Source organism: Gelidibacter sp., from assembly GCF_039916245.1.
Classification (GTDB): domain Bacteria; phylum Bacteroidota; class Bacteroidia; order Flavobacteriales; family Flavobacteriaceae; genus Gelidibacter.
On the sequence record NZ_JBDSLS010000259.1, the window covers coordinates 1 to 9,381 of the forward strand.

At 38.6% G+C, this 9,381-nt stretch carries 7 protein-coding genes; all 7 read right to left on the reverse strand.

Annotated features, from left to right (window positions below):
- Window positions 1–1,112 (reverse strand): GH92 family glycosyl hydrolase (locus tag ABIQ28_RS13440; protein ID WP_348038158.1); only part of this gene is annotated, 1,112 nt, incomplete at its 3' end.
- A 172-nt stretch (window positions 1,113–1,284) separates the two neighbouring features.
- The gene (locus ABIQ28_RS13445) at window positions 1,285–2,598 is read right to left on the reverse strand and encodes a sugar MFS transporter (RefSeq protein WP_348038160.1); all 1,314 of its coding nucleotides are present in this window, start codon (window positions 2,596–2,598) and stop codon (window positions 1,285–1,287) included.
- A 93-nt stretch (window positions 2,599–2,691) separates the two neighbouring features.
- Complete coding sequence (locus tag ABIQ28_RS13450; RefSeq protein ID WP_348038162.1) at window positions 2,692–3,834, reverse strand: putative glycoside hydrolase; 1,143 nt, start codon at window positions 3,832–3,834, stop codon at window positions 2,692–2,694.
- 7 nt (window positions 3,835–3,841) lie between these two features.
- Window positions 3,842–5,005: a glycoside hydrolase family 18 protein gene (locus tag ABIQ28_RS13455; RefSeq protein ID WP_348038167.1), complete on the reverse strand. Its 1,164-nt coding sequence runs from the start codon at window positions 5,003–5,005 to the stop codon at window positions 3,842–3,844.
- A 62-nt stretch (window positions 5,006–5,067) separates the two neighbouring features.
- On the reverse strand, window positions 5,068–6,117 hold the full coding sequence (locus ABIQ28_RS13460; protein ID WP_348038169.1) for a carbohydrate-binding family 9-like protein: 1,050 nt from the start codon (window positions 6,115–6,117) through the stop codon (window positions 5,068–5,070).
- Between the two features lie 177 nt (window positions 6,118–6,294).
- Window positions 6,295–7,260 carry a glycoside hydrolase family 130 protein gene (locus tag ABIQ28_RS13465; protein ID WP_348038171.1) on the reverse strand — a complete coding sequence of 322 codons (966 nt, stop codon included), beginning with the start codon at window positions 7,258–7,260 and terminating at the stop codon, window positions 6,295–6,297.
- A gap of 289 nt (window positions 7,261–7,549) precedes the next feature.
- A complete protein-coding gene (locus ABIQ28_RS13470) occupies window positions 7,550–9,379 on the reverse strand; it encodes a sodium:solute symporter family protein (RefSeq protein WP_348038173.1) in 1,830 nt (609 codons plus the stop codon).
- Between the last annotated feature and the right edge of the window lie 2 nt (window positions 9,380–9,381).

The window sequence follows — 9,381 nt, forward strand, 5'->3', positions numbered from 1 at the left end:
TGCAAAATCGTGTATAATGGATGTGCTGCGCGATAGGTATCCCAAAGTGAAAACGTATCATAGCGATCAAAACCATCGGCTTTCATGGTTAGGTCGTTAGCGCCTTTATAATTTCCGTTATGGTCACTTAATAAGGTTGGCGCCAACATCGATTGGTACAACATCGTATAGAAAATACTCTTTTTCGTTTCGTCGGCTATCGTAATCTTGATTTTACTGAGTTCCGCTTCCCATTTGGCTTCTGCTTCATTTTTTAAAACTTCAAAATCAAAATTTGGGGCTTCTATTTCTATAGATTTATGAGCTCCTGCAATGTCTGCGGAGGATAATCCCGTTTTTAAGACGATGGCTTCGCCTTCTGAAGTTGCGTAATTTAAGATGATTTTGGTATTTTTTCCAGTAACCGGCGACGTTGTAAGCGTATCATTTTTAAATATCTGATACGAATCAAAAGGCTTTGAAAGTTTAATCACAAAATACACACGTTGGTCTTTTGCCCAGCCTGTCGATTTGCGATAGCCTTCAATAGTCGAATTATCCACCACGTTAATATGCGTATCGGTCGGGCTGTCCCAATTTAAGGCATAACCTAAATCGATATGAATTTGCGAATTATCATCTTGTGGAAAAGTGTATTTATGGATGCCTGTTCTTTCCGTTGCGGTAAGTTCGGCTTTGATGCCGTAATCCAATAAATCTACCGAATAATAGCCTGGAGATGCCGATTCATGGTCGTGGGAGAAACTTGAAAAAGGTTTAAAGTGATTGGCTTCGATGCGTTCTGAAAAGCGACTATTCGTCGGCATCACTAAGATATCGTAAAGATCGCCTGCGCCGGTTCCCGATAAATGCATGTGTGAAAATCCAGTAATTATGGAATCTTTATAAAAGTAACCCGCAATCCGATCCCATCCTGAAATTCCAATATCTGGACTTAATTGCACCATTCCAAAAGGAACAGTTGCTCCGGGATAGGTATTTCCTGGGCCGTCGGTTCCAATGAACGGATTGACAAACGAGGTGAGTTTAACTTGGTCTATTACCTCTTTAGATTCTTTGCACTGAAACAAGAGAAAAACAAAGCACACATATATCAAACCAAATTTCTTCATTAATTTTTATTTTACTAGATCACTAATCGTTTTATTATTAAAGAGGAACTCTTCTACCTAAGAACCCCTCCGCCTAACCCCTCCGCCCAAGGGCACCTCCCCTTGAAAAAAGGGGAGGAATTATTCGTATGCTTATTATTAATTGTTAATCAATAATAAGTTATTTAAAATCTTAGGCGACAACCACCTTTGCCTTCCCATTTTTATAGCCAAACCAAACAATATATGCATAGCAAAAAACGATAATCAATAAGGCATTTTTGAACGCGATGATATCTGTTAAAAAACCAAATGCTGGTGGAATGATTGCACCGCCAACAATGGCAGTACACAACAATCCGGAAGCTTTAGGTTTTAAATGGCCGATGCCATCAATTGCCAAAGTGAAAATGGTTGGGAACATAATGGAGTTGAATAAACCAACGGCCAAAATACTCCACATACTCACTAAGCCCACAGTGCTAATAGATAATACAATCAAACCAATAGAAATAGTCGCAAAAATGGCCAAAACTTTACCTGGCTTCATAACTCTCGTTAAATACGCCCCAGCAAAGCGACCAATCATAGCGCCCGACCAATAAAAGGTTACGAAAACACCTACCACAGCTTTATCGTCTTTATCAGCCAATCCAGAGTTTAGGATGGTTTCTGCAATGGATCTCATGACCCCGCTTTCCTTAATGACCGACACCAAATTCATATCTAAAAAGTAGTTGACCAAATAACTACCAATAGCCACTTCAGCACCAACATAAAAGAAAATTCCTAAGACGCCTTGCATCAATTTCTTGTTTTTGAAAGCTTCTTTATAAGTTCCGGTGGAGGTTTCTGAAATCATTTGTGGCAATTTTGCAAACAAAAATATGATCGCGATTAAACCGATAAACAGTGCCAAACCTAAAAATGGGGTTTGCACGGCGGCAGCTTCCGATGCTAAATAGGCTTCTTTTGCCGTATTGTCTAATACTGCGATTTCATCTTTGCTTTTGATCACATCGCTCAAAATAAACAGAGCACCAACGGCTGGCGCTACCGCTGTTCCCAAAGAATTAAAGGCTTGCGACAGATTCAAACGGCTTGAAGCGCCATCTTCAGAACCCAATACGGCTACAAAAGGATTAGCAGCCACTTGCAAGAAGGTAATTCCTGCGGCTAAAATAAAATAGGCCAGCATAAAAATGCCGAACACACGATACGAGGCTGCTGGATAAAATAACAAACACCCGACGGCCATAGTTAAGAGTCCTACAACAATACCTCGTTTATAACCAATTTTTGAAAGAATATAACTGGCCGGAACGGACAATAAAAAATAGGCACCAAAAAATGCAAATTGTACTAAACCTGCTTGGAAATAGGATAATTCAAACAGTTCACGAAGACGCGGAATTAAAGAATCAACCAAGACCGTAATAAATCCCCAAAGGAAAAATAGAATGGTCAATAGAATAAATGCGGAGCGATAGGATTTCTGGTTTGACATGAGTAATATTTTTTATTTTCTATTCTTTATTAATATTAAATCTGATAAGGTTTAACGCTTTGTACAGCATCATCCAACAGGATTTTGATTAATTTATTTTTTATTAAAACTTTCTTTTGTTTCCTTGATGGCTTTTAAATAGGCGTCGGTTAAGACAGGGCCGTCAAAAAACGTCACACCTTTGGCGCCATTATCCTTGGCGTAATGAATCGCCTTTTTTAATTCTTCGGCAGAAGTAAACGGTGGCAAGTACACCCCAGTATTAATGCCCATATTTTCTGATTTCACATCAGTAACACCTTGTTTAGTGGCGTAGCCGATCCAATCGATTTCTTCATTATAAAATCCGTGGTAAATCATCGGATAGACGTCATCAATATTCCATTTATCCCAGCGCTGACGCACCATATGATCTGCCATTTCTGGATAAGGAAAAACCGCTGCCGTTAATTTTTTATTGTGTTTATGAACGATGTCATACGCCTCATTAACCAAGTTTCGGATGGCGTTTAATCGGAAGTTTTTCCATTCCATATCGATGGCCGTATTTTCACTTTCCAACGGATTTTTATGATGGATTTTTTCAAATTCGCTGATGCAAACGTCGCAATAGCAGAAATCATATTCGGCCATTTCCATGTCTTGCTTCAAATTGTATTTCGGCAATAAACCAATCGGCAAGAAAATATCTGGAAAGCGGATATAATCCAAATGCACACTTTCAATGCCCTCTACTTTTGCCATTTTTTCGACCAAACCTAAAATATGGTTTCGTGATTCTTCTCTGGTAGGACATAACCATTGGTAATAATTGACATAAGGCTGCGTATCAAAACATGATTTCCCATCTCGACTTACCATATACCATTCGGGATGTTTTTGAGCGACGGTATCGCCAGGACGATTCACGGCCCACATCCAGGCATGGACTTTTAGACCTTCTTTGGCCGCAATTGACACCAAGCGCTCCAATTCCTTAGGATCGGTGGACGTATTGATTAGAAGTTCGTCAATACCGCCTTCCTTATAGCGTTTGAATTCGGCTGTATAATCGGCATTCGATTTGTTTTTACTAGACGTAATCCATGTTCCGAATTTAAAAGCAGTATCTATCGTTTTTGCAGGTGTTAATAGCGTTGCCGGTATTTTCTCAACCTGCTGATTACAGCCATAAAACACTAAAATAGATAGCATAAATAAGATGTAATTAGCCTTCATCGGAATGGATTGAATCATAGAAAAATCACTTTAAATTTTCAAAAAGTGTATTTAATAGTTCTTGGTCTTTGTCGAGACTATATTCCCAGAACATCGCGCCTCCCAAACCTTTTTCTTTAATGTAAGCTGCTTTGAGCTTTATTTCCTTTGGTGTTTCCCATGATATAAACACGTTATCTGTCGCACTCCAGAGGTAAGAGGCTTTTGCAGACTCGTCATATAATTTCTCATAGTTTCCTGATTTTATTTTTTCAAGAATTTCCCAGTAGGAAATGATATAGCCACCTTCGTTTGCGGACGCATACAAGGGTTGATCTGTAGATTCTACTTTCTGCCATTGTCTGCCGTAAAAAGGAATGCCCAGAACCAGCTTTTCGACAGGAACTCCAGCTTTAATATGTCTGTCAATAGATTCTACTCCGCTATTGCCACCATATTTTTCTTTGTCAGAAGGATGTAAATTGGCGTGATGTCCGGTTTGGAACATCCAACCTTGGTAAAAATCGTAACCCATCACATTGATAAAATCAAGATATTTATGAGCCTCTCCTAAATTGGTGTGATCAATATAAGGTTGATCTGCGCCGGTGGCTATGGTCAATAAATAATGTGTATTGTCTTTTTCTCCTTGCACATCTAAAGCCTTACGAATTTCCGCCAAAAGCAAAGTGAAATTATCTTTATCTGACGGACGGAAATCATTGTCTTCCGCGCGTTGTCCTGGATATTCCCAATCCAAATCAACGCCATCAAAGGCATGCTTTTTCAAAAGCTCCACACAACTGGCTGCAAATTTCTTGCGCGAATCATCATAAGCCGCCATGGTCGAAAACTGATCTGACCAAACCCAACCGCCCACAGAATACAGAACTTTTAAATCAGGATTCTTCGATTTAAGACCAATCAACGTCGCAATTTTAGCAGCGTCAGTTTCCAACTCAAATGCCGCTTTGCCTTCGACAATATTTGCAAAAGCAAAATTGATATGCGTGAGTTTTGAGGCAGCTATTTTTGAAAAATCATAATCTTCATATCCAGCGGCGTATCCGATGATTTTTAGATCTTCAACCGGTATGGCGTTTTTTGAAAACTCCTTATTTGATGTTTCTGGATTTATTTCCTGTTTTTCGGTGGCATTATTACATGCAAAAAACAATGGCAAAAGAAAAATTAATTTAATCAGTTTCATAATGTTTCTATTTTCAGACCTGTCAGGCTTCAAAAACCTGACAGGTCTTTGCAATTCCAATTTTAGTTTATGACGAATTTTCCGTCCTCCCTTATAACCATCACCTTATTTGTAAATGGACTTTTCACTGAAATGGCCCATCCAAAACTATGATTTTCCAATTTTGGTGTGATGGTTTTTCCATCTACCACTATGGGCGATGAGGATAATTTAGCAATAGAAGTCGACCATTTATTATGAGCTTCAAAATATTGTTTTTGAGCACGGTATAAGGTAAATAATTCCCATTTGATTTTTTCATCTTTAGGAATTTCGAACGTATCCTTAGCGCCTACTTCTTTGGAAGAAAAATAGACATAACCCCATTTTTCTGGTTCATGCATATTGATGACGCCTTGTGATGACCAAACCCAATTGTATTCTGGAAGGTAGTCGCCTTTGGCATCTTTTTTACGTCCGTATTTGCCATCGGTAATTTGATGATCCCAATTCACTCTTGAGAAATTCACGCGCCAGAAATTATCTTTTGGAACATTTTGTTCAAAATAAGCGGTTTTAAAAACACTCCATGGAATGGCCATTTCAAGCGTCCAGCCTTTGTCAGTGTCATTTGGATTATTCAATGTACCATCTATCGTGATGGCTGATTTCATCCCCGTAGCGGTCCAATCATTTAAAACCACATTGTTTTCGCGGTAAGGTTTTGAAACGAATAAATCCCAAACCGTATTGATGGCATTGACTTCGATTTCGTAATAATTAAAGGTATCTCCATTAGGATCTACAAAAACTTCGAAATCGTTATTATGAAAAATTATCGCGTCGTGTTCTGTGATATCTGCCCAAACATGAGGTTCTTCCATTTTCGCCAATATGTAGAAATAAGTATCGTCCCATAGCATTTTAACCTGAGTGTTATACATCGGTTTTTTGACGCCTTCAATATCAATAAAAGGTTTGGTCCAATCGACTTTATTCCAGGATGCATCGGCATCAGTTCCATCGACTTCTATACTTTCAGAAGTATGATAAGCGATATAAGTTTCAGGAGTGATGGTGTTTTTTGATTGCGCAAAAGTTGCTGTGGTAGCAACCAATAAAAACGCGGTCAAAAAATTATACTTTAAACACATAATTGGTTATTTATTGATGTTCGATAAAATTAATAAATCGCCCCTGTTTAAATACAGGGACGATAGGTTTAAGATGAGTTTATATAAATCTTCTTTATCACATTCTGCGAAGTGAAAGACCTGTCAGGTTTTGAAAACCTGACAGGTCTGAAAAACTTATAAACTATTATCTTTTGTGAACTGTACTACTTCGCTCAATTTACCGAAGGCCATGGCTACGACCGTATCCGCAGCACCATAATAAATGGCTAATTTATCTTCTTTGATATCATGCAACGCCGCACATGGGAACACCACATTTGGAACATCGCCGGTGGTTTCATAAAGTTCTGCTGGCCCTAATAAATAAGGCTTGGTTCTATACTTCACTTTGTCTGGCTCATTTTCATCAAGGATAGCAGCACCCATCGCATAACGGAACCCGTTGCAGGTATTGATAACACCGTGATAGATCATCAACCAACCTTCATCGGTCAAAATTGGAATTGGACCTGCGCCAATTTTGGTACATTGCCAAGCACTATCCTCAAAAGGCGTGGTTTTCATCACGCAACGGTGCTCGCCCCAATATTTCATATCTGGACTATAGCTAATATAAATATCGCCGAAAGGTGTGTGACCGTTATCACTCGGGCGACTTAACATCGCATATTTGCCATTGATTTTCTGTGGAAATAACACGCCGTTTCTATTGAAAGGCAAGAATGCATTTTCACATTGGAAAAACTCTTTGAAATCGTAGGTATAAGCTATCCCAATCGTTGGCCCGTGGTACCCATTACACCAAGTAATCCAATAACGATCTTCAATCCAAACAACTCTTGGATCATATTTATAATCAGATTCTATCATTTCGGTATTGCCCGCTTGCATCACGATCGGATCGTGATTGATTTCCCAATCAATCCCATTTTTACTAAAGCCAGCAAAAATATTCATTTGCACAGCTTTGTTATCACATCTAAAAACACCAGCAAAACCACCTTCAAATGGCACTACGGCACTGTTAAAAATACTGTTCGATGACGGAATATCATACCTGTTAATTACAGGATTTTCAGAATATCTCCAAACTACATCATTGCAACCTTCCGGTTTATCTTGCCAAGGAATTGTACTCATATTTTTTTTGTTTTTTTGTTTCTAGTTTCTGGTTTCAAGTTTCTAAATTGCTAAAACCTAATACTTTTTACTATTCTATATTCTAATATCTATTTTTCTTTGTTCTTTGTTCTTGATACTTTGTACTTAATACTTTATACTATTTCTCCTCTTCGCCAAAGCTTCGGACGGGCAAGCTAGTTTCTGGTTTCAAGTTTCCAAATTGATAAAACTTAATCTATATTCTAATATCTATTTTCTTTGTTCTTGATACCTTGTACTTAATTCTTTGTACTTAATTCTATTTCCCCTAATTCGGAATTTTCCTAACCTTATCCAACCAAGTAAACTTCAAAATTATTGAGGTTAACAAAAATACACCTAAAGAAATAAACGCCTTAGGATAATCGCGGATAATAAAATAGATCGGCAGCACAATCATACTCGATTGCCAAACGATACCGATAACACAATTGAACATGTCTGACCAAAACTCAGAATTCTTTTCAATAGGATGATTCTCTTTCTTTAATTCTTTTAAAACTGGTTTCCAGAATCCCCAGGGATGGACGTTGGCATAGAATGATTTCAGGACGTTCATATCGGTTGGTTTACTTAAATAAGTTCCTAAGAAAGACCCTAAAAGCGACACTCCAAATATGAGTGGAAACAAGTAGATTGCCGATACATGTGATAAATCATAAAGCCAAGTGCCTTCTGTAAAATGTGCTTTATTTTGATCCAAGAAAAACTGTAAACTGGCAATAATCAAACCCGAAAACATGCCCCAAAAATAGCCCCAACCATTAAAGCGCCACCAAATCCATTTTAAGAAATTGGCCGCCACATAACCACCAAATAACGAGCTCGTAATCCATAAGGTCAAGGAGTTGATAGAATCAGCAAAAAAGCCCATAAATACGCCAAGCGCAACCACGGCAAAAGAAGCAATATGACTCGCTTTGATATAATGTTGGTCGGTCGCTTCTGGTTTAAAATATTTCTTATAAATGTCATTAACAATATAAGCAGGACCGGCATTCACAAAAGCTGAAAAGGTGGACATAAATGCTGCCAACAGTCCGGCCAAAAGCAATCCTTTAATACCGACAGGCACATGGAAATTAATAACTTGGGGTAATAAAATTTCCAAGTTGCCACCGGTCAAATTCGGATCTGCCGCCATTCCTGGAGCCAATACCACCAAAGCGATAACGACGATGCCTCCAATTAATAAATAGCGAGGAATAAACAAGATTAAGTTTGTAAAACCGGCCATGTAAGCCGCTTCTTTAACCGTTTTGGTTGACAAAATACGTTGCATATCAAAGCTCGGCGTTGGTCCTGCAATACTTGCAAAAAAGCCTTTAAAAAGACTCATGCCAATTAAAGCTCCAAACATTTTATAACCTTCGGAATCGACCAAATCATTAAAGGCCTGATATTTTGAATCCCAATGGGTATCCAATTCCCATCCGAAAAAGATGTTTTTCCATTCTGTTGAAATCACACTGGTAACCTCTACATCCGTAAAAGCAAAAAATGAATAAGCGGCCACTAAAATCCCCGCCAAAACCATAATACCATATTGTAAAACCTCAGTGGCAACCACGGAAAACATTCCGCCTTTTATTGTGTAAAGCGTGGTCAGAAAAATAATGATTAAGGCATAGGATTGTTCTGAGGTAAATATTTCAGAAGTTCCTATAGTCAATGCTAAATCCCAAGGCAAGATGACGGTCAGGAATTTACCAACCCCTTCAAAGAAATAGGCAATAAATCCGATAGCGGCTACGACTGCAAAAAGCGCGACAATTTTGTGTGAAGCTCTACCGGCTTTATCATCGCCAAAACGCGTTAAAATCCATTCAGAACCCGTCATGATATTGGAACGTCTAATCCAGACGGCCAAAAACATCATGATGAAAATCTGGTTCCAAATCGGCCATAGCCACATCAGCATAAAGCTTTTTGCGCCATAAAGGAAAAGCCATCCCACCATTAAAGCTGTTCCGGAAATATCAAACATTCCCGAGCCATTGCTCAATCCTAAATAATACCATTTGATGGTTTTACCTCCTAAGAAGTAAGAATCCAAGCCTTTGGATGCTCTTTTTGAAATCCAAATGCCGACGCCCAAGG

Coding starts and splice junctions, on each gene's coding strand:
- ABIQ28_RS13445 (WP_348038160.1), bottom strand. CDS start 2,598: ATGTCAAACCAGAAATCCTATCGCTCCGCATTTATTCTATTGACCATT.
- ABIQ28_RS13455 (WP_348038167.1), bottom strand. CDS start 5,005: ATGAAACTGATTAAATTAATTTTTCTTTTGCCATTGTTTTTTGCATGT.
- ABIQ28_RS13465 (WP_348038171.1), bottom strand. CDS start 7,260: ATGAGTACAATTCCTTGGCAAGATAAACCGGAAGGTTGCAATGATGTA.
- ABIQ28_RS13450 (WP_348038162.1), bottom strand. CDS start 3,834: ATGATTCAATCCATTCCGATGAAGGCTAATTACATCTTATTTATGCTA.